The sequence below is a fragment of the Mesorhizobium sp. M2A.F.Ca.ET.043.05.1.1 genome (genome assembly GCF_003952445.1).
Classification (GTDB): Bacteria; Pseudomonadota; Alphaproteobacteria; order Rhizobiales; family Rhizobiaceae; genus Mesorhizobium.
This window is the reverse complement of sequence record NZ_CP034446.1, coordinates 3,419,250-3,441,349: the sequence shown is the minus strand read 5'-3', so window position 1 is coordinate 3,441,349 and position 22,100 is coordinate 3,419,250. Positions and strand designations below refer to the sequence as shown.

The following is a 22,100-nucleotide window of genomic DNA, read 5'->3' as shown; positions in this document are numbered from 1 at the left end:
ATTCCAGACGGAAAACCGCTTTGCCTGGAACTGCTTGGCGCCGGCCGTCAGTGCCGGCGCCATCTTCACAGCAGCATCAACTGCTCGCCTGCGCCGGAGCCTGCGACGAATTGATCGATGCGAAGCTGCCGCCGCTCGACGTTGAGGCCGAGGCGCTTGGCCGCGATCTCGAAGCGCCGGCCGATCTGCCAGGCATAGGGTCCGGCGCCTTTCATGCGCTTGCCCCATTCGGAATCGTAGTCCTTGCCGTCGCGCATCGAGCGGATCAGCGACATCACATGCCGGTAGCGGTCCGGATAATGCCGCAACAGCCAATCCTTGAAGATCGGCGCCACTTCCAGCGGCAGGCGCAGGATGACGTATCCGGCCTCCCGGGCGCCGGCGGCCCGCGCCGAATCGAGGATGCGCTCCATCTCCGGATCGTTGAGGCCGGGAATGATCGGCGCCACCATCACGGAGGCCGGGATGCCGGCATCCGACAATTGCCTGATCGCCTCCAGCCGCTTCGTCGGGGTCGACGCGCGCGGTTCCATGGTGCGGGCCAGCATGCGGTCCATCGTGGTCACCGACAGCGCCACCTTGGCAAGGCCACGCTCCGCCATGCGCGACAGGATGTCGATGTCGCGCGTCACCAGCGCCGACTTCGTCACGATGCCGACCGGATGTCCGCGCGCCTCCAGCACCTCGAGGATCTCGCGCATGATCCGGTACTGCTTCTCGATCGGCTGGTAAGGATCGGTGTTGGTGCCGATGGCGATGGTGCGCGGCTGGTAGCCCGGCTTCGACAACTCCCGGTCCAGCATGCGCGCCGCATCCGGCTTGGCGAACAGCTTCGATTCGAAATCAAGCCCCGGCGACAGGCCCATGAAGGCATGCGTCGGACGGGCGAAGCAGTAGACGCAGCCATGCTCGCAGCCGCGATAGGGATTGATCGAACGGTCGAAGGAAATGTCGGGCGACTCGTTGCGGGTGATGATGGTGCGCGGCTTCTCGACCTGCACTTCCGTCTTGAACGGCGGCAACTCCTCCAGCGAGTTCCAGCCGTCGTCGAAGACTTGCCGGCTGACCGGCTCGAACCGGCCGGACGGGTTGATGCCGGCCGAGCGCCCGCGATTGCGGTCGGGCCGCACGCGCATGCCGCTCTGCTCTATCATCGCGTTCGCCATCTCGGCTCTGCCCGCTCCGAAAGCGGCAATGTCGGCGCGCACGATCTGTTCCATTTTCGCCCTCTCCCAGGGACTGTCGGCAGGCTGTCGAATCGCTCTGTTCATGAAACTATTCCTATTTTGCCGATGAGAACAAAGCAAGAACTTTTTCGCTTGGCGCGCGCAACTGGCGCATCGCCGCACTTTCCGCTATTCGCCTAGGCATGCTCAGCGTTCTCATAGAGACCCGCAACGACGAAGAGGGACTTGCCCGCACGCTCGCCTCGCTGGTCGGCGGCGCGGTCGAAGGCGTCGTGCGCGACGTCATCGTCTGCGATCAAGGCTCGACCGACCAGACGCATCGGGTGGCCGAGCATGCCGGCTGCCATTATGTGAGCGCTGGGCTGGGCGCCGGCATCGGCCAGGCCAAAGGCGATTGGCTGCTGCTTCTGGAGCCCGGCGCCCGGCTGGCCGAAGGCTGGATCGACGAGGTTGTCGCGCACACGGCAAAGCAGACCATGCCGGCACGCTTTTCACGCGCTCGGGCCGACCGCGCGCCTTTCCTGGCGCGCGTCTTTTCGGGTAATCGTGCGCTCGCCGAAGGTCTCGTCATCAGCAAGCGCCAGGCCGCGGCTCTGGCAAAGAGCGCTCGCGGTGCGGAGGCCCTGGCTCGCGGTCTCGCGACCAGGCGGTTGAACGCCGAAATCTGGGTGGCGCCGCCGAAGTGAGGCCTGCGCTTGCTTAAGAGGCAGGCTTGCCGCCGCGCCTGAGGTGCTCGTCCAGCCGCGGCATGATCTCGACGAAGTTGCAGGGCATGTGCCGGTAGTCGAGCTGCGCCTTGATGATGCCGTCCCAGGCGTCCTTGCAGGCGCCGGGCGAGCCCGGCAGCACGAAGACGAAGGTGGCGTTGACGACGCCGCCGGTCGCACGGCTCTGGATCGTCGAGGTGCCGATCTTGTCGTAGGAGATGCGGTGGAAGACTTCCGAAAACCCGTCCATGCGCTTTTCGAAGATCGGCTCCAGCGCCTCCGGCGTCACGTCGCGGCCGGTGAAACCGGTGCCGCCGGTGGTGATGACGACGTCGATGTAGTCGTCCTTCGACCAGCCGACGACCTTGTCGCGGATTTTTTCGTGGTCGTCGGTGACGATGTCGCGCGCCGCAAGCACATGGCCGGCTTGCGCGATGCGGTCGGCCAGCGTCTGGCCGGACCTGTCGTCGGCAAGGCTGCGCGTGTCGGAGACGGTCAGCACCGCGATGCGCACCGGAATGAAAGGTCGGCTCTCATCAAGCTTCGCCATCGCTCACCTCCATGCTGCGCGTGGCGGCCACGAACCAGTCGGGATGACGCGCGCGGATCTCGATCGCCGCGCGCTTGGCCACATTGCCGGTCTCGAACAGGCCGAAGCAGGTGGCGCCCGAGCCGGACATGCGCGCAAAGGCTGAGTCGGCGCGTTTGAGCGCTTTGAGCGCCGCGCCCACCGCAGGTTCGATCGAACTGGCGGCGCCTTCGAGATCGTTGCGGGTCGATTCCAGCCAGTTGCGGACGGCGTGGAAGTCGAGGCGCCTCGGCAGCGGCGGCAGCGCGTCATTGTCGCGACGGGAGAGCGCCTTGAACACGTCCGGTGTCGAGACGGCGATGCCCGGATTGACCAGGACCAGACCAAGCGCCGGAAACGCGGGGAGCGGCGACACCTCATCACCGATGCCGCGTGCGATCAGCGGCTTCGACTTCAGGCACATCGGCAGGTCGGCGCCGAGCGAAAGCCCGATCCGGGCCAGCGAAATCTCGTCGATATCGAGCTTCCAGAGCCGCGCCAAGCCGTTGAGCGCGGCTGCCGCGTCGCTGGAGCCGCCGCCGACTCCCGAGGCGATCGGCAGGTTCTTCTCCAGCCGGATGGCGACCGGCGGCGTGCGCTGCGCGCCGGCTTCCCGGCGCAGGGCATCGCGCGCCTTCACCACCAGATTGCCGTCGTCGAGCGGCAGGCCGGCGGCATATCGGCCGGACACCGAGAATTCGTCCTGCTCCGCCGGTTCGATTTCCAACCGGTCGCCGAAGCGGGTGAACACGGCAAGGCTGTCGATGAGATGATAGCCGTCGCCGCGCCGTCCGGTGACATGCAGCGCCAAATTGATCTTGGCCGGCGCGAGCCACGTCCGGACCTCTGTGCCGGGCTCCAGGATGTCGGCTGCTGGCGAGATGGGATCAGTCCTTGGCGAGACGATATTCGCCGGTCTTGGGATCCTTGACCAGCGTGCCCATCGTGCCGTTCGCCGCCTGTTTTTCGGTGCGCCGGATCTTGGCTGTCACGCGCTCAGCCTCGCGCACGAAAGCGCGGTAGCCGAAATAGGCGGCGGCGCCGACAACAGCGAAGAAAATGATCTGCGGCATATCCAAACTCCTCCCGCGTTCTCGCGGCAAGGCCGGCCGATGGGTCGGTCAAGCGATCATGCTAGACGCAATCATGGCTTTTTCAAAGCCCGAAGCGCGCCCACAGCGCGCGTTCTTCCGCCGCATCGAGGACGCCGTTTGCGGCGGCAACGGCGATATCGGACGCCGAGAAGCGCGAGCCGAACAGGCCGAAACGGCCGAACAGGCCGCGCGGCGCGCTGATCAGCTTGAGCTGCGTCTTGTCGCCGAAACGGGTCTTGAGCACGCTGCGCATGTCGCCCAGCGCATCGACAAGGCCGAGCTCGAGGCCGCGCTTGGCTGTCCAGAACAGGCCGGTGAACAGGTCGGGGTCGTCCTTCAGCTTCGAGCCGCGCCGCTCCTTGACGAGGTCGATGAAGGTCTCGTGCACTTCGAGCTGCAGAGCCTTCAGCCGCTCCACGTCCTCCTTCTTCTCGGGCTTGAACGGATCGAGCACGGCCTTGTTCTGGCCGGCGGTGTGGACGCGCCGCTCGACGCCGATCTTCTTCATCAGCTCGGGGAAGCCGAACGAGGCCGAGACCACGCCGATCGAGCCGACGATCGAGGACGGGTCGGCGAAGATCTCGTCGCCGGCGACCGCGATCATGTAGCCGCCGGAAGCCGCGACATCCTCGACGAAGACCAGCACCTTTTTGTTCTTCTCCGCCGCCAGGTCGCGGATGCGCTTGAAGATCAGCCGCGACTGCACCGGCGAGCCGCCCGGCGAGTTGATCGAGATGGCGACCGCCGGCGCGTCGAAGCCGAACGCCTTTTCGATGAGGCCGGCCGTCGAGGCGAGCGACAGGCTCGGCCGGAACTGGCCGCCGCCGGCCATGATGGTGCCTTGCAGCCGGATGACCGGAATGGTGACGACTGTCGAGCGCCAGGATTTCGGCAGCAGGCGGTTGAAAAGGCGTTTCACGAACGGGTGTCTCCGGACAAGATGCAAAGGAGCAGGGTGAGATCAGGCAAGTCGGTAATGTCTTTCGGGCGCGATGTCACCTTGCCTGCCATGTAGGCATTCGCCGGCCAACGGCAATGCCGCATCGCCGGCCCAGGATCAATCGCCGTACAGCGATGCCAGGCCGTTGTTGATCATTTCCGTCCGCTCCGTCGGCGCGTTGCCGGATGGTCCGTGCAAGGCGAGCGGCGGGCGGATCGACAGTTTTCCGCGCGCCCCGAGCACCGCCCTGACGACGATGCGGATCGCCGCCGCGTCCGGACGCGGATGCACGCATAGCAATTCGGCATCGCCAAAGCGGCCTTCGATCGCATCGAGGATGGCGACCAGTTGCTCGGGCCGGGCGATGACGGCCAGGCCGCCGCGCGGCCTGGCGACGGCGGCGGCGCTCCTGATCCAGCTCTCGAACAGCCCGTCCTCCGCCACATGCGCCTGCCGGCGCAGCGCGTCGGGCGTCGAGCGGTCCTGCGCCGCGTTGAACGGCGGGTTCATGATGACGAAGTCGAAGGAATTGTTGGCGAGCCCGGCCTCAGCGCGCGCTCGGCCGGTCAGCGTCACGTCGGCCGTGAGCACGCGAGCGCGGTCGCCGAGATGCGCATTGCCGGGATGCGAAAGCGTGGCGGCGGCGAACCCAGCCATTTCGGTCGAGCGCTCGACGAGCACGGCCCGGGCCGTCGGGCAGCGCGACAGCACGGCAAGGGCGGCGGCGCCGGCGCCGGCGCCGAAATCGGCGAGCCGGCCGGAAAAGCCGGCCGGCACCGCGGCTGCCAGCATCATGGCGTCCATGCCGGCGCGATGACCGCCCTGGCTAGGCTGCACCAGCCAGAAGCGGCCGCGATGGAAGGCATCGACCGTGTGCGCCGGCGTATCTGGGGCGGTCGTCGCTGCCATTATTTCTGGCGGATCTCGTTTTCGATGCCGGCATCCTTGAGGATGCGGCGCGCCACGTCGGCCTTGTCGGCGTCGACCATGACACGCTTCTGCAAAAGGCCGATCGACCCCTCCAGCACGCTCATATTCTGGTCGGCGACGAAACAGGCGATGCCGGCGTCGCGCATCAGCGATTCGACAAAGGAGATGACGACGGCGTCATTGGTGCGGACAAGCTCGATCATGGAACGAAAATCGCAGGTTGCGGCGTTCGTGTAAACGTGCGGGTAAACACAGCGTCGGCAGAGCGCGCCAATTCGCCTCTTGCCGTGTCCGGTTGTGCCGCCCTAGAGTCGGCGCGGGATCAAGGGTGCCGTGGTGCGCGCTGCTCGTGCGCGTCAATGTAGACGGGAGTTGTCGTGGTGGGTGTCGTTCTCAACATCGAAGGCAAGCGGGAACCCGCTTCCATCAAGGATCTGATCGATTTGACGGCTGCCGACATGGGACGCGTCAACGAACTGATCCTGTCCAAGGCCGGCTCCGACGTCGAAATGATCCCGGAGATCGCCAACCACCTGATCTCTTCCGGCGGCAAGCGGCTCAGGCCCATGCTGACGCTCGCGGCCGCGCAGATGTTCGGCTATTCGGGCGAAGGCCATGTCAAGCTCGCCACCGCGGTCGAGTTCATGCACACGGCGACGCTTCTGCATGACGACGTGGTCGACGAGAGCGCGTTGCGCCGCGGCAAGAAGACGGCGCGCATGATCTGGGGCAACCAGGCGAGCGTTCTCGTCGGCGATTTCCTGCTCGGCCAGGCCTTCCGCATGATGGTCGAGGTCGGCTCGCTGGAAGCCCTCGACATCCTGTCGGCCGCCGCCTCCATCATCGCCGAGGGCGAGGTGATGCAGCTTGCCGCCGCCAAGAATCTCGACACCACCGAGGACGAGCATTTCGCCGTCATCAAGGCCAAGACCGCGGCGCTGTTCTCGGCCGCCGCCGAAGTCGGGCCGGTGATCGCCCAGGCCTCGCGCACCGATCGCGCCGCGCTGCGCTCCTACGGCATGAATCTCGGCCTCGCCTTCCAGCTCATCGACGACGCGCTGGATTACGGCGGGTCGAGCACGGATCTCGGCAAGAATGTCGGCGACGATTTCCGCGAGGGCAAGGTGACGCTGCCGGTGATCCTCGCCTACCGGCGCGGCACCAAGGCCGAGCGCAGCTTCTGGAAGCGCGCCATCGAGGAGAACGTCACCGACGATGCCGGGCTCGAAAAGGCGATCGGCCTGATGGCCCGTCACGGCGCCATCGCCGACACGATCGGCCGCGCCCGCCATTTCGGCGAGATCGCCCGCGACGCGCTGGCGCCGCTGGAGGCGACGCCGCAGAAGTCGGCGCTGCTCGACGTCATCGATTTCTGCATCAGCCGGGTGAACTGAGCCTGCTTGGCTCCCTGCGCCTGGCTGGCATCCGCCGGGCGGCGCGTCCGTGAATCCCGATCCGGTCGTCTCGACAAAGGGCTGCCCGGCAAATTATCTATAAATATGGCCAGCACAGAAGACACGATCGCCGTCCGCATCAGCAAGGAACTGGCGGACCGCATCATTTCGGGCGCGATCGAGCCCGGCTCGCGGCTGCGCCAGGACCATGTCGCCGAGGAATTCAAAACCAGCCATGTCCCGGTGCGCGAGGCCTTTCGCCGTCTGGAGGCGCAAGGCCTGGCGATCAGCGAGCCCAGGCGCGGCGTGCGCGTCGCCTCCTTCGATCTCGGTGAGGTCAGGGAGGTGGCCGAAATGCGCGCGGCGCTGGAAGTGCTGGCGCTGCGCCATGCCGCGCCGCATCTGACGGCGTCGATCCTCGACCAGGCCGAGGAAGCGACCAAGGCCGGCGACAAATCCCGCGACGTCCGCTCCTGGGAAGAGGCCAACCGCACCTTCCACCGGCTTATCCTGGCGCCCTGCAACATGCCGCGCCTGCTCTCCACCATCGACGACCTGCACGCGGCGAGCGCGCGCTTCCTGTTCGCCGCCTGGCGCTCGGAGTGGGAAACCCGCACCGACCAAGACCACCGGGCGATCCTCAGCGCGCTACGGCAAGGCAACACCGAATCGGCCGCCGCCACGCTCGGCCGCCACGTGCAATGGATCGGCCAGAAGCCGGTCAAGACCGCCTCCGGCCGCACCCGCGACGCCTTCGCCATCGTGGGGTAGCGATCGGCGATCAGCCGAGGCCTCTCAACTTCGTCATCGTCGGCTAGTGATTGGCCGAGGCATCCCAGCTTCGTCATTCCAGGGCGGAGCAAGGAGCGAAGCGACGCGCGCAGACCCTGGAATCCATGCCGTTACGTTGGAGCCTTGCAGCGGCGCAGAAGACCTCCGTTCTGCCCCGCCTTTGCCATTAGGCGTAGTCACGGCATGGATCCTCGGGTCTCCGCGTCCGCTTCGCTCCCGCTCCGCCCGTGGATGACGAACCTGGAGGCTTGCCATCCTCACGAAAATATGGATTCGATAATAGATGAAGTCGCAAAATTATCTATAATTCGCACAAACAAGGGAAGACACCGTGACCAACGCAACCGTTTCGATCGACAAGCCCTCCTTCAGCCCGCTCAAGCTGCACAGCCGTTCGCTCGCCTGGCAGATCGGCGCCGTGATCATCGGCTCGCTGTTCTTGGCGCTGTCCTCGTACATCGAGGTGCCGATGGTGCCGGTTCCGGTGACCATGCAGACCTTCGCCGTCACGCTGGTCGGCGCGCTCTACGGCTGGCGCTTCGGCGCGCTGACCATCGCCGCCTGGCTGGTCGAAGGCGCGGCAGGGTTTCCGGTGCTGGCGGGCGGCGCCGCCGGCGTGCAGCATTTCGTCGGTCCGACCGGCGGCTACCTCTTCGCCTTCCCGGTCGTCGGCGCCGTCGTCGGCTGGCTGGCCGAGCGCGGCTGGAACGGCAACCGCGTCATGCTTGCCTTCGCCGCCATGCTGATCGGCAACCTGCTTTGCCTGGTTCTGGGCACCGTGTGGCTTGCCGTCATGATCGGCGCCGAGAAGGCGATCACCTTCGGCTTCCTGCCCTTCATCGTCGGCGGCCTGCTCAAGTCGGCGCTGGGTGCCGCGACGCTGAAGGTGTTTTCGGGCAACCGGCCGGCCGATCCTCGGTAAGCCGCCGGGCGGATGACCGAACCCGACACCAGATGACCGTCAGGCTGCGCGCCCATCATCTGCTTTGCCTGCTGACCTATGTCGGCAAGGGCTACTCGCCGGCCTTCACCGCCAACTACGACAAGGTGGTGAAGCGGCTGGGCGAGGGCGAGGATATCTTGATCGTTTCCGGCCCGGACGACATCTGCGCCCCGCTGCTCAATGAGTCAGAGCCGCACTGCCGGGGCGAAAGCGCTGCCGGGCGGGATGACGTCGCGGCTCGCGATGTCGCCGGTCTTCTCGGTCGGCCGCTCCCGGCCGGCGCTTGGCTCGAGCTCGATCCCTCGACGCTCGCGCGCATGCGCGAGGCCTTTTCTTCCGGCCTGACGCGCAAGGCGTGCCCGGGCTGCGAATGGTTCGAGCTGTGCGGCGCGGTCGCGGCGAGCGGCTTTCACGGAACGCGCATTTAGACGGATATGGCGAAATTCGGCCGCCGATCCGCATATTTTTCGCTGACTGGCATCGTTTTTTAAGCCGGATGATTGCATTGTGATTCGCTCGGCGATTGAAGCCCGACCCCAAAAAGGCCATGCTTTGGCCGGAAAAGATCGAGTCTGTGGGCGGTCCGCCGAGGGCGGGATCGCATCTGGCTGAAAGGGATACGATGCGGCAAGGACGTGCGCGCTGGCTGACGAGGCTGGCATTTTTGACCGGAGTGGCGCTCTGGGTGCTGCCGGTCCAGGCCAAGGAAGAAGCCCAACCGCTGCAGATCACGTCTTTCTCGGGCGCCTATCTTGCGGCCCATATCGCCGAAAGCGACAACGACCTCGACGACGCGATCGCCTATTACAAGCAGGCACTGGCCTTTGCCCCCGATGACAAGGATCTGCAGCAGAGCCTGATGCTGGCGCTGGTCTCGCAGGGCCGCTTTGAGGAATCGCTGGTCTATGCCGACAAGCTGAAGGAAGTGCCCGATGTCGAGCGCTTCTCGCGCCTGGCGCTGGCCATCGATTCCTTCCACAAGAAAGACTACGCAAAGGCGCAGTACTGGCTGAAGCTGTCGCTCGAATCCGATCTCGACCGGCTGCTTTCCGGCGTCATGGACGGCTGGGCCAAGCAGGGCGCCGGCAACGCGTCCGAGGCCATGGATGCCATCGACAAGCTGAAAGGCCCCGATTGGTTCGGCCTGTTCAAGTCGTTCCACCGCGCGCTGATCGCCGATGCCGCCGGCCTCAGCGACAAGGCCGACGCGATCTACGCCGCGACCTTGGCCGACACCGCGGCCGGGGGCTCCGCGCCCGAAACCTGGATGCGCAATGCCCAGGCCTATGCCTCCTTCCTCGCCCGCAAGGGCGACAAGTCGAAGGCCGAGGCGGTATTGAACCAGGCGGAAGCCTTCGCCCCGGGCAAGCTCGAGATCACCACGCTGCGCGACCGCATCGCCAAGGGCGACAAGATCGAGCCGCTGGTCGCCGGCCCGGCCGACGGGGCATCCGAAATTCTGCTCGACCTTGCCACCGCGCTCAACCGGGGCGGCGGCGAGCCTTTCGTACGGCTCTATTTGCAATACGCGCTGGCGCTGAAGCCGGACAGCGACGCCGCGTTGGTGCAGCTTGCCGCCGTTGCCGAGCAGCTGAAGGACGGCGAGGGCGCGGTCGCGCTCTATCGCCGCATTCCGGAATCCTCACCGCTGAAAGAGCTCTCCGACCTGCAGATCGGCCTCAACCTTGCCGATCTCGACAAGCATGACGAGGCGATTTCCCACCTCAAGGCCTATCTCGACAAGCACCCGGACGACATGCGCGCCTATCTGGCGCTTGGCGGCGTCTATGGCTCGAAGGAAGATTTCCGTTCGGCCGCCAATCTCTACGACAAGGCCGTCGAGCAGCTGAAGTCGCCGACCGCCGCCAACTGGAACATCTTCTACCAGCGCGGCATCGCCTATGAGCGGCTGAAGGAATGGCCGAAGGCCGAACCCAATTTCCGCAAGGCGCTGGAGCTGCAGCCCGACCAGCCGCAGGTCATGAACTATCTCGGCTATTCCTGGGTCGACATGAACATGAACCTCAAGGAAGGCCTGGCGATGATCCAGAAGGCCGTGGATCTGCGGCCGAACGACGGCTACATCGTCGATTCGCTGGGCTGGGCTTACTTCCGGATGGGCCGCTTCGACGACGCCGTTCGCGAGATGGAACGCGCCGTCTCGCTGAAGCCGGAAGATCCGGTCCTCAACGACCATCTTGGCGATGCCTACTGGCGCGTCGGCCGCAAGCTCGAGGCCACCTATCAGTGGACCCAGGCGCGCGACCTGAAGCCCGATCCGGATGTGCTCGCCACCCTGCAGCAGAAGCTGCTCAAGGGCCTGCCGCCGATCGAATCCAACACCGCGCAGGAAACCCCGAAGGTGAAGCCGGATCCGACCCCCGTGCCCAAGGGCTGAGCGACTTTCGTCGACGTTCAATAATGCGGGGCTCGTCGAGCCCCGTTTTCGTTCGGCTTGGAGTCTGCCAAGCTTGGGCCTCCCCTGAACATCGGCAAGCGCCAGTTCCCCGGCGGGGAAGTGTCGACCTTGTAGCTGCGGTTGCTCGGCAGCCGCGTGCGTTGGCGATTGGCCGAAACACCCATCGCGATCGTCATCCACGGGCGGAGCAAGGAGCGAAGCGACGCGCGCAGACCCGAGGATCCATGCCGTGACTTGGAAGCGCCGCCACGGTGCAGAATTCTGCTCCGTTGCACGCCTTGGCGAAGGTAACGGCATGGATTCCAGGGTCTCCGCGACGGAGCTTCGCTCCTGCTCCGCCCTGGAATGACGATCGCGTTGGGCGTTTCGGCCAATCTCCAACGCATGCCACCTGCCAACGCAAGCGGAGCCGATAGGTCAAAATCCCTGTGTCCAGGAGCTAAAACATCTTTCTGTACACCACGAACCCGGACTTCTCGGCGACCTTGTCGTAGAGCTGCATCGCGGTGTGGTTCGTCTCATGCGTCAGCCAGTAGACGCGGTTCGCGCCCGCTTCACGGGCGCGTTCGTAGACGCCTTCGATCAGCGCCCGGCCGACACCCTGGCCACGCGCGGCCCGCGTGGTGAAGAGATCCTGCAGGTAGCAGCTCGGCGCGATCGACGTCGTCGAGCGGTGATAGAGATAGTGGACTAGGCCGAGCAGGCTGCCTTCGCGCTCTGCCACCAGCGCATGCACCGGCTCATAGGCATCGAAGAAGCGCGACCAGGTCATCTGCGTGATCTCGCCGGCAAGCGCCGTCGGGCCGGAGCGCCCGTAAAACGCGTTGTAGCCATCCCATAGCGGCAGCCATTGCTCGTAATCCTGCCTTGTGACGGGGCGGACGGTAAGTTGACCGGACATGGCGGGACCTCTGTCGTTGACGCGGAACGGAGCAAACGGCGGCCGCCGCTCGACGGCAATGGGCCAGCCTGCCGTAAAGCTTTCCGCCTTCCCGGACGCGAGCCACTGCCTTGACGCTCGCCGGCCCGGCAACTAGGGAAGCGTCATCCTGCGCTTTCCGAGGCCGCCGTGACCATCGAGATCCCCGCCCATATGCATCCCAGCCGCTCCTTCCAGGGGCTAATCCTGACCTTGCACAATTACTGGGCCGACTATGGTTGCCTCATCCTGCAGCCCTACGACATGGAAGTCGGCGCCGGCACTTTCCATCCGGCGACGACCTTGCGAGCGCTGGGTCCGCTGCGCTGGAACGCCGCTTACGTCCAGCCCTCGCGCCGGCCGAAGGACGGCCGCTACGGCGAGAACCCCAACCGGCTGCAGCACTATTACCAGTACCAGGTGATCCTGAAGCCCAATCCGCCGAACCTGCAGGAGCTCTATCTCGGCTCGCTGGAAGCGATCGGCGTCGATCCGCTGCTGCACGACATCCGCTTCGTCGAGGACGACTGGGAAAGCCCCACGCTTGGCGCCTGGGGGCTCGGCTGGGAATGCTGGTGCGACGGCATGGAAGTCTCGCAGTTCACCTATTTCCAGCAGGTCTGCGGCATCGAATGCGCGCCGGTGGCAGGCGAATTGACCTACGGGCTGGAGCGCCTCGCCATGTATGTGCAGGGCGTCGACAATGTCTATGACCTGAATTTCAACGGCCGCGAAGGCGCCGAGAAGGTCACTTACGGCGATGTCTTCCTGCAGGCCGAGCAGGAATATTCGCGCCACAATTTCGAATTCGCCAACACCGCGATGCTGCTGCGGCATTTCGAGGACGCCGAGGCCGAGTGCAAGGCGCTGCTCGATGCCGGCACGCCCAAGCCGAGCGACAATCTTCCGATGCACCGAATGGTCTTCCCGGCCTACGACCAGTGCATCAAGGCAAGCCACGTCTTCAACCTGCTCGACGCGCGCGGCGTGATCTCGGTCACCGAGCGCCAGAGCTATATCCTGCGCGTGCGTAATCTAGCCAAGGCGTGCGGCGAGGCGTTCCTGAAGACGCGGGCTGGCGGGCTGGCGGCGGCTTAGAGCAATTCCAGGCAAAGTGCGTTGCGGTTTTCCGTCCGGAATTGCGTCAAAACAAGATAGAGCGAATTCGCCGTTTCCATGAAACGGCGGATCGCTCTAAGCCGGTACGGCTTTCACGGTCTCGGCGGCGGCGCCGACCGGCAACACGACCTGCGCCGTTGCGCCATCGATCGTGCGCATGGCCTGCCTGACCCCCGGCATCGTGATCGCGCCATGCATCTGCGCGGCGAAGCAGGCGCTGAGCGCCAGGATCTGCAGGGTTCTCGATGCCGTCTTCATCGTCGTTCAGCCAATAGGTCTCTGCCTGAGCGTGTGTCGCTTCAGCGCAGCGTTCGGTTCATGGGAAGGTCTGCTCCAAGGACGACCGACCCCGAGCCGTCCCGACAGCGGGCTGAAAAATTCCGTGAAATCGCTTGAAGAGGCGATCTCCTAGCGGGGTGACAGCGGCCGGCCGAGTTGCTATTTCCCGCCCATTCGTGACGGCGCTGACGCGCCGGCCCTCCCCACCAAGGGGAGGGTGGGAGCCTAATCATGCCTGACCTACTGCTAGAACTTCGCTCGGAAGAGATTCCCGCCCGCATGCAGCGCAAGGCTGCCGGCGACCTCAGGAAGATGCTGACCGACGGTCTGGTCGAGGCGGGTCTCACCTATGAGGCGGCGCGCGAATATTGGACGCCGCGACGCCTGGCGCTCGACATCCGCGGCTTGACGGCGCGCTCCAAGGACATCCGCGAGGAGATCAAGGGTCCCTCGACGACGGCACCCGAGCAGTCGGTGCAAGGCTTCCTGCGCAAGGCCGGGCTTTCGTCGATCGCCGAGGCGCATGTCCATTCCGACCCGAAGAAGGGCGACTTCTACGTCGCCCATATCTCGAAGCCGGGCAGGGCGGCCGAAGAGATCATCGCGGAGCTGGTGCCGGGCATCATCAAAAGCTTCCCCTGGCCGAAATCGATGCGCTGGGGGCCGGCCTCAGCCAAGCCCGGCTCGCTGCGCTGGGTGCGGCCGCTGCAGTCGATCGTCTGCACCTTCGGTCCGGAGACAGAGGAGCCGGTCGTGGTCGATTTCGAGATCGACGGCATCCGCGCCGGCAACGTCACCTATGGCCATCGCTTCCATGCGCCGGGCCCGATCACCGTGCGCCGCTTCGACGACTATGTGGCGAAGCTCGAAGCGGCCAAGGTCGTGCTCGATGCCGACCGGCGCAAGGAGATCATCCTGCACGACGCCCGCAATCTCGCCTTCGCCAACGGACTTGATCTCGTCGAGGACGATGGCCTGCTGGAGGAAGTCTCCGGCCTGGTCGAATGGCCGGTCGTGCTGATGGGCGAATTCGAGCAGGATTTCCTCACCATTCCGGGCGAGGTCATCCGCCTCACCATCCGCGCCAACCAGAAATGCTTCGTCACCCGGCCGCAGGGCGCGGGCGAGGATCTCTCGAACCGCTTCATCCTGGTCGCCAACATCGAGGCGAACGATGGCGGCAAGGAGATCGCCTATGGCAACGGCAAGGTGGTGCGGGCGCGCCTGTCCGACGCGCTCTATTTCTGGAAGACCGACCAGAGCGACCTGCCGGATCTCGATCAGCTCGCGGATTCGGCGGCAAGGTTCGGCCTCGATTTGATGAAGCCGCTCGACCAGCGCATGGCGCGCCTCGATCATCTGAACGTCACCTTCCACGCCAAGCTCGGCACGCAGGGAGAGAGGGTTGAGCGTATCAAGAAGTTGGCGATAGAGCTTGCCCCGGTCGTCGGCGCCGATGCAGCGCTCGTCGCCCGCGCAGCCGTGCTCGCCAAGGCCGATCTGCAGACCGAGGTGGTCGGCGAGTTCCCTGAATTGCAGGGCGCCATGGGCCGCAAATACGCGTTGCTGCAGGGGGAGAATCCCTCGGTCGCGGCCGCCGCCGAGGAGCATTACAAGCCGCAGGGTCCGTCCGACCGCGTGCCGACCGATCCGGTCTCGGTAGCGGTGGCGCTCGCCGACAAGCTCGACACGCTGACGGGCTTTTGGGCGATTGATGAAAAGCCTACAGGGTCGAAGGATCCCTTTGCCCTCAGAAGAGCTGCGCTGGGGGTGATCAGAATCGTAGTGGAAAACGGGACGAGGCTTGAACTAGCTACCGTTACGTCGACTCACTTTCGCCAGTTGAGACGACAGGAAGCGCATGTCGCCACTCGCGAGCGCTTGGAAAAAGTCAAAGCGGGGTCCGATCAAAGCACCATATCATTGGTTGGCAGTGACGTTGCAATGTCGGTCAACAGAGTGGTGGAGGGGCGACATATTGATGAAGGTGCGCTCGATCTTCTCGCCTTCTTCCACGATCGCCTGAAAGTCTACCTGCGTGACCAGGGCGCGCGGCACGATCTGATCGACGCCGTCATCACGCCGCAGTCGGACGATCTCCTGCAGATCGTGCGCCGCGTCGAGGCGCTGGGCTCCTTGCTCGAAACCGACGAGGGCAAGAACCTGCTCGCCGGCACCAAGCGCGCCGCCAATATCCTGGCCGCCGAGGAGAAGAAGAGAACGGCCGTGGCCGAGACCGTTGAGCCGGCTCTGTTCCGCGAAGACGCGGAAAAGAAGCTCTATGCCGCGGTGAATCAGGCCGAGAAGGAAGCCGGCCAAGCAATTCAAAACGAAGATTTTTCCGCCGCCATGCTGGCGCTTAGCGTGTTGCGCGAACCGGTTGATTCATTCTTTGAAGGCGTTCTCGTGAATGATGAGGACCAGGCCGTGCGCGCCAACCGCCTGGCGCTGCTTGCCCGCATCCGCGCTGCCACCGACCAGGTCGCGGATTTCTCAAAAATCGTCGGCTGACGGCTCGAAAAATCGATCATTTGGACCTGCCCGCATCCGGTAGGATGCGGGCAGGCTTCAACAATTCTGCGCCCGAAATTTAATGCGCCGGAGCCGGCTTACAGTCATACGGCGATGACCTCCGCGTGGGAGAACCGATGCATGTCGCCCGGAAGCGCAGCGGTTCCGGGACAACGACATGCATCAGACAAAAGACGTTCCCCAAACCACGGAGGCATGCCATGAATCCCGTTGACGATATCGACCTGATTGAAGAGACCCCGGCCGCCGCCGAGGCCGTCGAACCCGCTTCCGACGACATCCTCGACCATGCTGCCGCCGCGGCGGTCGAAGCCGCCGACATGTCCGAGGACGACGAGGACGAAGACGGCGACGAAGAAGAAGAAGAAGAAGCCAAGGCCTCGGGCGATGACGAGGATGAAGACGGCGACGAAGATGAAGACGATGCCGACGAAGACGATGACAAGGAAGAAGCGGCCTGAGTCGTCTGCAGTCGTTTGAAGAATGAAGGGCGGCGCGTTTCGCGTCGCCCCTTTCGTCAGGCCAGCCTGATCAGGCTGCCAGGAAGAATGGCCCCGTCAATCAGGAAGATTGAGGCCTCAATCTTCCACGATGCTGACCCGCACGCTGTCGGAGTAGACATCCACCTCGATCAGCGGTTCGCCATTGACGATGGCGCGCCTCGTTGCGCTGCTCATGGCGCCGCCGCGTTCCAGCATGCGCTGCAGGTCGGCGCGCGAGCCGTCGCTGCGGAACCAGGGATCGCCCTGATCGTCGCTGTCGCGCCGATGGAACTTGTGCCAGTTGGCGCGGTCTTGCCGCACCATCTGCGCCGCGCTGCTCAGCGGATAGCCGTCGCTGGCGCGATGATCGCGATCGGAAATCCGCGCGACGTAAGAGCCGAGCATGTCGTCGGCTCGCGCCGAACCCGCGACCAGTGTCGCCGCCGCCACCAATCCGGCAACGGCCATTGCTTTCGAAACGGTCATGAAACCCCCATTGAACGCCAGCGCGATAGTGCCCGATCCGGATGACGGGAATCGGACAGAGCCGAGCGGTTAGCACATCGAAGCGGTTTCCAGTGTGATCTACATCGCCTTGCCGACGCGCGGCAGGGGCTGGCCATTTGACGGCTGCGCCTGTGGCTGCGCGTTGGCCGTCGCGGCCGGTTTGTCGCCGGTTTTGCCGTTGCCGTTCGAAGCAGACGCTGTGCCGTTGGCAGGCGTTGCCGGCGAAGTGCCGTTTGCCGGTGCGGCCGCGGTTGTTGTTGCCGGTGCCGTGGGCTTCGCCGCCGCGGTCGCCGCGGGCGTTGCGAAGGCGCCGCCGACGATGCCGCCGCGGATGATCATAGGCGCTGGCTGATGCCCGAACCTTTCGGGAATAGCCGCGACCTTTTCGTCGGTGACGGCGGGCACGGGGTCGCCCAGCGCAATCATCGATGGCGCGGAGAGCGCCGACAGCTTGGCCGGATCGATCGCTTCCAGCCTGACCACCGAAGGCGTTGAGGTCGAGACGCCGAGCACGACGATCGACGACGCATGCGCCGCACCGTTCATCGCTAAAAGGCCGATGCCGAACGCTCCGAACAAACGCATTACAAAACTCCCCAGCCCGCAACTACACCGGCCCGCACCTTAAGGCAGGCAAATTGAAGCCGGCTTGCCGGGAAACTTAACATTTTAGGGATTGATAAATCGCCAATGCCCGCCCTTGCCCGATGGAAGCCGTCGTATTACGGGACCGGCATGTCTGAAGCGCGTCGCGTTGAAACGGATTCAATCGACGCGCTTTAGGTTTTGTTTCATGCATGTTGTTGTCCCAAAACCGCTGCACACTTTTGGGCAACATGCATCAGGACTGGTGGCAAATTTGGCTGAGATATTGGCGGTTGGCGAGGCGCTTGAGCGGGCTTTGGCGTTGCTGCAAGCCGGTGACGTTGTCGCGATCCCGACCGAGACGGTTTACGGCCTGGCTGGCGATGCCACCAACGGCGTCGCCGTGGCGCGCATTTTCGAGGCCAAGGGCCGGCCGCGCTTCAACCCGCTGATCGCCCATGTCGCCGATCGCGCGATGGCGGACCGCATCGCCGGCTTCGACCCGCTCTCGGCGAAACTCGCGCAAGCCTTCTGGCCCGGCCCGCTGACGCTGGTGCTGCCGCAGCGCGCCGACAACGGCATCCATCCGTTGGTCACCGCGGGGCTGGACACGATCGCGTTGCGCATGCCGCGTGGGTTCGGCGGTGAGCTGATCGCGCGGCTTGGCCGGCCGCTCGCCGCTCCCAGCGCCAATTCCTCGGGCAGGATTTCCGGCACGACGGCGCAGGCGGTCGCCGCCGATCTCGGCGACAGGATCAAACTGGTCGTGGATGGCGGCGCGACCCCCGTTGGCCTGGAATCGACCATCCTCAAGGTCGAGGACGGCAAGTTGCGGCTGCTCAGGCCGGGCGGCATCGGCGCCGAGGAGATCGAGGCCGCGGCCGGCGCGAAACTGGTGCGCGGCGCTGCCGGCATCGAGGCGCCAGGCATGCTTGCCTCGCATTACGCGCCGGGCGCGGCGATGCGGCTCAATGTTCAACAGATCGTGAGGGGCGAGGCATTGCTTGCCTTCGGCCGTAACCGCGCCGAGGGCTGGCAGGATGCGGCGGCTATGCGCAATCTCTCAGAGACCGGCGACCTGCGCGAGGCGGCCAGCAACCTTTTTGCCGCCATGCAGGCGCTTGACCGCGTCGGCGCCGCGACCATCGCCGTCGAGCCGATCCCTTTCGAGGGGCTGGGCGAGGCGATCAACGACCGGCTCGCGCGCGCCGCTGCCCCCCGTGACAAGCAGGCCTGAGCGCCATAGGTTCTTGCCGCCATGAACGATCAGCCCTTCGACCTCGACCCTGCCGTCATCGACCGCTTCGCGGCAATCGTCGGCGACAAATATGCCTTGCGCGATCAGGCCGACATCGCGCCTTACATCACCGAGCGGCGCAGCCTCTGGCATGGCCGCACATCGCTGGTGCTGAGGCCCGGCAGTGTCGAGGAAGTGAGCCGCATCATGCGGCTTGCGACCGAGACCGGCACGCCGATCGTGCCGCAGAGCGGCAACACCGGGCTGGTCGGCGCCCAGGTGCCGGACAAATCCGGCCACGACATCGTGCTATCGCTGTCGCGGCTGAACCGCATCCGCGAGATCGATGTCTTGTCGAATACCGTGACGGCCGAAGCCGGCGTCATCCTGCAAACGCTGCAGGAGGCGGCCGACGCCGCCGATCGGCTGTTTCCGCTCTCGCTCGCCGCGCAAGGCTCCTGCCAGATCGGCGGCAATCTGTCCTCCAATGCCGGCGGCACGGGCGTGCTTGCCTATGGCAATGCGCGCGAGCTCTGCCTCGGCGTCGAGGTGGTGCTGCCGACCGGCGAGGTTTTCGACGATCTGCGCAAATTGAAGAAGGACAACACCGGCTACGATCTGAAGAACCTCTTCGTCGGCGCCGAAGGCACGCTCGGCGTCATCACCGCCGCGGTGCTGAAACTGTTCCCGAAGCCGAAGGGCAGGGAGGTCGCCTTTGTCGGCCTGCCATCGTCCCCGAAAGACGCGCTTTCGCTGTTCACTTTGGCGATGGACCGCGCCGGCGCTTCGCTCACAGCTTTCGAGCTGATCGCCAGAAGGCCTTACGATTTCACGCTGAAGCACGGGCAAGGCATCACGCGGCCGCTGGCCGACGACTGGCCATGGTATGTGCTGATGCAGATCTCGTCCGGCCGTTCCGAAGAGGACGGCAAGGCGCTGATCGAGGAGGTCCTGTCAGCCGGCCTTGAGCAAGGCATCGTTGGCGACGCGGTGGTGTCGGCAAGCCTGGCCCAGGGCGACGCCTTCTGGAATTTCCGCGAGACGCTGCCCGAATGCCAGAAGCCCGAGGGCGCCTCGATCAAGCACGACATCTCCGTGCCGATCGCCTCGATCCCCGACTTCATAGATAAGGCGGCCGGCGTGGTGGAAGGCGTCTGCCCCGGCGCGCGCGTGGTCTGCTTCGGCCATATGGGCGACGGCAATCTTCACTACAACATCTCGCGCCCGGTGGACTGGCAGGACGAGCCGTTTCTCGAGCTCTACCACCCGATGAACAAGGCCGTGCATGATGTCGTGCGCTCCTTCCACGGCTCGATCTCGGCCGAGCACGGCATAGGTCAGTTGAAGCGCGACGAGCTCATCGCCACGGCGCCGCCGATGGCGATCGACCTGATGCGCCGGGTGAAGGCCGCCTTCGATCCCGCAGGCATCATGAATCCCGGTAAGGTTATCTGATCCTTCCCATATCTGGTGGGCGGTCGCATTCCGATAACCATCGGCTCCGATCAGCAAAATTTAACCGACTTTCTTAAGCGCGCCGGTAAGAAGCCAGCGCTAACATTTCTTCCCATAACGAGGCCGGAAAAACCGGCCCTGAGAGAACCGGAAAACGGCCCTCAGGAGTAACAGGGAAGACATCGATGAACACTGGACTGAAGCCAGTCTGGGCCGGGCGCAACATGCGTCTCGACCCGTTTCGCCTGCCGCAGATGGTGAGCTATGCCACCCGCGACGACTATGGCGATGTGACCTTCACCATCGACCAGCGTGGCGCCGTCATCCGCCGCATGCTGGAGATGAGCGGCTTGCCGGCGATCATCGCGCTGCCCGCCAAGGCGTTCCGCGGCGTGGCCGCCCGCGCCATGGAGGATGCGGACGGCAACGTCACCGTGACGCTCGAGCTCCTGCACAATGATCCGATGCTGTCGGTGCCGCTGCTGGTCGCCGACGATCTCGAGGATGTCGCCGCCGACTGGCGCGCCTGGGCCGATGCCTATCGCCTGCCGATGCTGCTGATCGAGGCCGACGGCATCGCCCGTACGCTGGAAGAATCGCTCGGCGCCGCCATCAAGGCGCTGCCGCCGCAGGAGCGCCGCAAGGGCCGCGTCTCCACCACACGCCGCCCGCGCTTCCTCGCCCGCCGCAAGGCCGGCAATCTGGGCCTGAGGCTCGTCATCGACGGCCAGGAGATCATTGCAAGGGAGTAGCAGCGATTTTTCCTTCTCCCCTTGTGGGAGAAGGTGGATCGGCGCGCAGCGCCGAGACGGATGAGGGGTGTTCCAGCGGAGAGAGACGCTGGCTTTCCGTGGAACACCCCTTGTATCTGCACGGACAGAGATTTGTGCAAGGAAAGCGACTGAGCCTCGAACCGGACGGCCATCCGATACGAGGCTTGGCGAAGTCGCCCGACACCCCTCCGGTCACAACCGTGGATGAGCCTGGGATCTTCGCCTTCGTCACGCACGACCGAATAGTCGCTTGGCTCCAATCGCACGCACAAGGCAGGTTACCGTGAACAAGATCATATGTGGAGTGGATGTTTCGAAAGGATGGCTCGATGCCCATGTCGAGCCGAGCGGGGCGGTGGGCCGCTTCGGCAATGATGCGGCAGGCATCGCCGATCTGGCCGCCTGGTGTCAGAGCCACGACGTCGAGCTTGTCGTGATGGAGGCTAGCGGCGGCTATGAACGACTGGCCTTCCTGCTGCTGTGGGAGTTGGGCGTATGCTGTGGCTTGGCCAATGCCCGCAGTGTGCGCTACTTCGCCGAGGCGATGGGCTTCCTGGAAAAGACCGACAAGATCGATGCCGCCATGATCGCCCGCTATGGCGCGGTCAAGCAGCTCAAGGCGATGCCGCCACCAAATGCGGCCCAACTGCGGCTCAAGGCGTTGGTTGCCCGGCTTTCCCAGGTGACTGGCGATCTCACCGTTCAAAAGCAGCGCAAGAGTGCTGCCCTCGACGCCGAGACCGTCGCCAGCCTTGATGAGGTGATCGCGCTGCTCACACGCCAGAGCCGCAGGCTCGAGGGTGAGATCGCTTCGCTCATCGACGATGATCCGTTGTGGGCATGCCTCGACCGGGCCTTTCGCTCGCTCAAGGGCGTGGCCTCTCGCACCGTGCCACGGCTGATGGCGCAACTGCCTGAGATCGGCATCGTCTCCAACAGGGCCATCGCTAAGCTGGCTGGCCTGGCTCCGATCGCCAATGACAGCGGTAAGCGCAGCGGCCGAAGAGCGGTGCGCGGTGGCCGCGCCGGGCCGCGAGGCGTCCTCTTCCTCGTTGCCAGCATCGTTGCCAAATATGATCCCCATCTCGCCGCCTTCAAGCAACGGTTGCAGGCGGCTGGAAAGGAAAAGATGGTCATTCGCATTGCGCTCGCCAGGAAGCTGCTCGTCATCCTCAATGCAAAAGCACGCGACGCGCGCAAACAGTTCGCAAATGCAACTTGACACCTCAGATAGTCGC

24 protein-coding genes are annotated in these 22,100 nt (G+C 64.9%); 13 read left to right on the top strand and 11 right to left on the bottom strand.

Annotated elements, in window-relative coordinates:
- Positions 1–65: 65 nt before the first annotated feature.
- Positions 66–1,220 (bottom strand): PA0069 family radical SAM protein, encoded by a 1,155-nt coding sequence (locus tag EJ069_RS16945; RefSeq protein ID WP_126062272.1) that lies wholly within the window; start codon positions 1,218–1,220, stop codon positions 66–68.
- 149 nt (positions 1,221–1,369) lie between these two features.
- Here EJ069_RS16945 and EJ069_RS16940 point away from each other — a divergent pair, with 149 nt between their 5' ends.
- On the top strand, positions 1,370–1,873 hold the full coding sequence (locus EJ069_RS16940) for a glycosyltransferase (RefSeq protein WP_126062271.1): 504 nt from the start codon (positions 1,370–1,372) through the stop codon (positions 1,871–1,873).
- Between the two features lie 13 nt (positions 1,874–1,886).
- Here the strand turns inward: EJ069_RS16940 and moaB are convergent, their stop codons facing one another.
- From moaB to EJ069_RS16910, 6 genes are all read right to left on the bottom strand, one after another.
- A complete protein-coding gene (gene moaB, locus EJ069_RS16935; protein ID WP_126062270.1) occupies positions 1,887–2,444 on the bottom strand; it encodes a molybdenum cofactor biosynthesis protein B in 558 nt (185 codons plus the stop codon).
- A complete protein-coding gene (locus EJ069_RS16930; protein ID WP_126062269.1) occupies positions 2,431–3,324 on the bottom strand; it encodes a 4-(cytidine 5'-diphospho)-2-C-methyl-D-erythritol kinase in 894 nt (297 codons plus the stop codon). Before EJ069_RS16930 ends, moaB begins: the two co-directional genes overlap by 14 nt.
- Before the next feature lie 25 nt (positions 3,325–3,349).
- Positions 3,350–3,535, bottom strand: coding sequence for a membrane protein (locus EJ069_RS16925; protein ID WP_027164591.1), 186 nt, complete (start codon positions 3,533–3,535; stop codon positions 3,350–3,352).
- A gap of 82 nt (positions 3,536–3,617) precedes the next feature.
- Entirely contained in the window at positions 3,618–4,475 is an 858-nt protein-coding gene (locus EJ069_RS16920; RefSeq protein WP_126062268.1) for a S49 family peptidase, read from the bottom strand.
- A 138-nt stretch (positions 4,476–4,613) separates the two neighbouring features.
- Positions 4,614–5,405 carry a methyltransferase gene (locus EJ069_RS16915; RefSeq protein WP_126062267.1) on the bottom strand — a complete coding sequence of 264 codons (792 nt, stop codon included), beginning with the start codon at positions 5,403–5,405 and terminating at the stop codon, positions 4,614–4,616.
- On the bottom strand, positions 5,405–5,629 hold the full coding sequence (locus EJ069_RS16910; protein ID WP_040991013.1) for a DUF2007 domain-containing protein: 225 nt from the start codon (positions 5,627–5,629) through the stop codon (positions 5,405–5,407). Before EJ069_RS16910 ends, EJ069_RS16915 begins: the two co-directional genes overlap by 1 nt.
- A 177-nt stretch (positions 5,630–5,806) precedes the next feature.
- Between EJ069_RS16910 and EJ069_RS16905 the strand changes: the two genes are divergently transcribed.
- The 5 genes from EJ069_RS16905 to EJ069_RS16885 all read left to right on the top strand — a co-directional run bounded on the left by EJ069_RS16905 (position 5,807) and on the right by EJ069_RS16885 (position 10,953).
- Entirely contained in the window at positions 5,807–6,820 is a 1,014-nt protein-coding gene (locus EJ069_RS16905; RefSeq protein WP_042641443.1) for a polyprenyl synthetase family protein, read from the top strand.
- Positions 6,821–6,925: 105 nt separating this feature from the next.
- The gene (locus EJ069_RS16900; RefSeq protein WP_126062266.1) at positions 6,926–7,591 is read left to right on the top strand and encodes a GntR family transcriptional regulator; all 666 of its coding nucleotides are present in this window, start codon (positions 6,926–6,928) and stop codon (positions 7,589–7,591) included.
- Positions 7,592–7,943: 352 nt separating this feature from the next.
- The gene (locus tag EJ069_RS16895) at positions 7,944–8,534 is read left to right on the top strand and encodes a biotin transporter BioY (protein ID WP_126062265.1); all 591 of its coding nucleotides are present in this window, start codon (positions 7,944–7,946) and stop codon (positions 8,532–8,534) included.
- A 32-nt stretch (positions 8,535–8,566) separates the two neighbouring features.
- Positions 8,567–8,983, top strand: a complete 417-nt coding sequence (locus EJ069_RS16890) for a DUF1284 domain-containing protein (protein ID WP_126062264.1) — start codon at positions 8,567–8,569, stop codon at positions 8,981–8,983.
- 194 nt (positions 8,984–9,177) lie between these two features.
- Positions 9,178–10,953: a tetratricopeptide repeat protein gene (locus tag EJ069_RS16885; protein ID WP_126062263.1), complete on the top strand. Its 1,776-nt coding sequence runs from the start codon at positions 9,178–9,180 to the stop codon at positions 10,951–10,953.
- Between the two features lie 460 nt (positions 10,954–11,413).
- Here the strand turns inward: EJ069_RS16885 and EJ069_RS16880 are convergent, their stop codons facing one another.
- A complete protein-coding gene (locus EJ069_RS16880) occupies positions 11,414–11,875 on the bottom strand; it encodes a GNAT family N-acetyltransferase (protein ID WP_126062262.1) in 462 nt (153 codons plus the stop codon).
- A gap of 192 nt (positions 11,876–12,067) precedes the next feature.
- Here EJ069_RS16880 and EJ069_RS16875 point away from each other — a divergent pair, with 192 nt between their 5' ends.
- A complete protein-coding gene (locus tag EJ069_RS16875) occupies positions 12,068–12,991 on the top strand; it encodes a glycine--tRNA ligase subunit alpha (RefSeq protein ID WP_189341644.1) in 924 nt (307 codons plus the stop codon).
- Between the two features lie 96 nt (positions 12,992–13,087).
- Here the strand turns inward: EJ069_RS16875 and EJ069_RS16870 are convergent, their stop codons facing one another.
- A complete protein-coding gene (locus tag EJ069_RS16870; RefSeq protein ID WP_126062261.1) occupies positions 13,088–13,270 on the bottom strand; it encodes a hypothetical protein in 183 nt (60 codons plus the stop codon).
- A gap of 252 nt (positions 13,271–13,522) precedes the next feature.
- Here EJ069_RS16870 and glyS point away from each other — a divergent pair, with 252 nt between their 5' ends.
- Both glyS and EJ069_RS16860 read left to right on the top strand, forming a co-directional pair.
- Entirely contained in the window at positions 13,523–15,802 is a 2,280-nt protein-coding gene (gene glyS / locus EJ069_RS16865; RefSeq protein ID WP_126062260.1) for a glycine--tRNA ligase subunit beta, read from the top strand.
- Positions 15,803–16,023: 221 nt separating this feature from the next.
- The gene (locus EJ069_RS16860) at positions 16,024–16,284 is read left to right on the top strand and encodes an ATPase (RefSeq protein WP_126062259.1); all 261 of its coding nucleotides are present in this window, start codon (positions 16,024–16,026) and stop codon (positions 16,282–16,284) included.
- A 117-nt stretch (positions 16,285–16,401) separates the two neighbouring features.
- Here the strand turns inward: EJ069_RS16860 and EJ069_RS16855 are convergent, their stop codons facing one another.
- Together EJ069_RS16855 and EJ069_RS16850 are read right to left on the bottom strand one after the other, a co-directional pair.
- A complete protein-coding gene (locus EJ069_RS16855) occupies positions 16,402–16,791 on the bottom strand; it encodes a hypothetical protein (RefSeq protein ID WP_126062258.1) in 390 nt (129 codons plus the stop codon).
- 99 nt (positions 16,792–16,890) lie between these two features.
- Positions 16,891–17,397 (bottom strand): hypothetical protein, encoded by a 507-nt coding sequence (locus EJ069_RS16850; RefSeq protein WP_189475845.1) that lies wholly within the window; start codon positions 17,395–17,397, stop codon positions 16,891–16,893.
- Between the two features lie 274 nt (positions 17,398–17,671).
- Between EJ069_RS16850 and EJ069_RS16845 the strand changes: the two genes are divergently transcribed.
- The 4 genes from EJ069_RS16845 (at position 17,672) to EJ069_RS16830 (ending at position 22,084) form a co-directional block, all read left to right on the top strand.
- Positions 17,672–18,634 carry an L-threonylcarbamoyladenylate synthase gene (locus tag EJ069_RS16845; protein WP_245456142.1) on the top strand — a complete coding sequence of 321 codons (963 nt, stop codon included), beginning with the start codon at positions 17,672–17,674 and terminating at the stop codon, positions 18,632–18,634.
- A 21-nt stretch (positions 18,635–18,655) separates the two neighbouring features.
- A complete protein-coding gene (locus tag EJ069_RS16840) occupies positions 18,656–20,089 on the top strand; it encodes an FAD-binding oxidoreductase (RefSeq protein ID WP_126062256.1) in 1,434 nt (477 codons plus the stop codon).
- Between the two features lie 185 nt (positions 20,090–20,274).
- Positions 20,275–20,841 (top strand): DUF6101 family protein, encoded by a 567-nt coding sequence (locus tag EJ069_RS16835; RefSeq protein ID WP_126062255.1) that lies wholly within the window; start codon positions 20,275–20,277, stop codon positions 20,839–20,841.
- 304 nt (positions 20,842–21,145) lie between these two features.
- Positions 21,146–22,084: an IS110 family transposase gene (locus EJ069_RS16830; RefSeq protein ID WP_126059835.1), complete on the top strand. Its 939-nt coding sequence runs from the start codon at positions 21,146–21,148 to the stop codon at positions 22,082–22,084.
- The last annotated feature ends 16 nt before the right edge of the window (positions 22,085–22,100 follow it).

Excerpts from the sequence above, each read along its gene's own strand:
- EJ069_RS16945 (WP_126062272.1), bottom strand. The coding sequence starts at position 1,220 with ATGGAACAGATCGTGCGCGCCGACATTGCCGCTTTCGGAGCGGGCAGA.
- EJ069_RS16940 (WP_126062271.1), top strand. The coding sequence starts at position 1,370 with ATGCTCAGCGTTCTCATAGAGACCCGCAACGACGAAGAGGGACTTGCC.
- moaB (WP_126062270.1), bottom strand. The coding sequence starts at position 2,444 with ATGGCGAAGCTTGATGAGAGCCGACCTTTCATTCCGGTGCGCATCGCG.
- EJ069_RS16925 (WP_027164591.1), bottom strand. The coding sequence starts at position 3,535 with ATGCCGCAGATCATTTTCTTCGCTGTTGTCGGCGCCGCCGCCTATTTC.
- EJ069_RS16915 (WP_126062267.1), bottom strand. The coding sequence starts at position 5,405 with ATGGCAGCGACGACCGCCCCAGATACGCCGGCGCACACGGTCGATGCC.
- EJ069_RS16910 (WP_040991013.1), bottom strand. The coding sequence starts at position 5,629 with ATGATCGAGCTTGTCCGCACCAATGACGCCGTCGTCATCTCCTTTGTC.
- EJ069_RS16900 (WP_126062266.1), top strand. The coding sequence starts at position 6,926 with ATGGCCAGCACAGAAGACACGATCGCCGTCCGCATCAGCAAGGAACTG.
- EJ069_RS16890 (WP_126062264.1), top strand. The coding sequence starts at position 8,567 with ATGACCGTCAGGCTGCGCGCCCATCATCTGCTTTGCCTGCTGACCTAT.
- EJ069_RS16885 (WP_126062263.1), top strand. The coding sequence starts at position 9,178 with ATGCGGCAAGGACGTGCGCGCTGGCTGACGAGGCTGGCATTTTTGACC.
- EJ069_RS16880 (WP_126062262.1), bottom strand. The coding sequence starts at position 11,875 with ATGTCCGGTCAACTTACCGTCCGCCCCGTCACAAGGCAGGATTACGAG.
- EJ069_RS16875 (WP_189341644.1), top strand. The coding sequence starts at position 12,068 with ATGCATCCCAGCCGCTCCTTCCAGGGGCTAATCCTGACCTTGCACAAT.
- EJ069_RS16870 (WP_126062261.1), bottom strand. The coding sequence starts at position 13,270 with ATGAAGACGGCATCGAGAACCCTGCAGATCCTGGCGCTCAGCGCCTGC.
- glyS (WP_126062260.1), top strand. The coding sequence starts at position 13,523 with ATGCCTGACCTACTGCTAGAACTTCGCTCGGAAGAGATTCCCGCCCGC.
- EJ069_RS16860 (WP_126062259.1), top strand. The coding sequence starts at position 16,024 with ATGAATCCCGTTGACGATATCGACCTGATTGAAGAGACCCCGGCCGCC.
- EJ069_RS16855 (WP_126062258.1), bottom strand. The coding sequence starts at position 16,791 with ATGACCGTTTCGAAAGCAATGGCCGTTGCCGGATTGGTGGCGGCGGCG.
- EJ069_RS16850 (WP_189475845.1), bottom strand. The coding sequence starts at position 17,397 with ATGCGTTTGTTCGGAGCGTTCGGCATCGGCCTTTTAGCGATGAACGGT.
- EJ069_RS16840 (WP_126062256.1), top strand. The coding sequence starts at position 18,656 with ATGAACGATCAGCCCTTCGACCTCGACCCTGCCGTCATCGACCGCTTC.
- EJ069_RS16835 (WP_126062255.1), top strand. The coding sequence starts at position 20,275 with ATGAACACTGGACTGAAGCCAGTCTGGGCCGGGCGCAACATGCGTCTC.